We start from the raw sequence: 397 nt of genomic DNA on the forward strand, positions 1-397 counted from the left end.
TCTTGGAATTTTTTATCAAATATTAATACTCTTCCACTATAGTGATGTAAAAATCGTCCAGCCCGACCAGCAATATTCTTTGCATCAAAAGTTTTTAGATCTTTATCACCCTTTTTAGCATTGAGCACTAATAAATTTTTTGCGGAAGTATTAACTCCTTCAGTGATAGTGGTAGTAGAGACTAAAATATCTAGATCACCACTATTAAAAAAGTTAATGATTTCTTTTTGAATATATTTAGGCACTAAGCCATGATGAATTCCAATTTTGTGTTTCAATGCATGAATGACAATCCAGTCATCGTATTTATAACTGCCGATCAAGTGGCTAATAAACGCAGTGAGTTCATCTGATAAATTATGATGTGTTGTCGAAGAGTACTTTATGATGCTTTTAG

The 397-nt window shown here is 32.0% G+C and carries 1 protein-coding gene; it reads right to left on the reverse strand.

Annotated features, from left to right (window positions below):
- Window positions 1-397 (reverse strand): helicase-related protein (locus SB749_RS18770; RefSeq protein ID WP_410711632.1); only part of this gene is annotated, 397 nt, incomplete at both ends.

Source organism: Brevibacterium sp. SIMBA_078, from assembly GCF_046534565.1.
Lineage (GTDB): Bacteria > Actinomycetota > Actinomycetes > Actinomycetales > Brevibacteriaceae > Brevibacterium.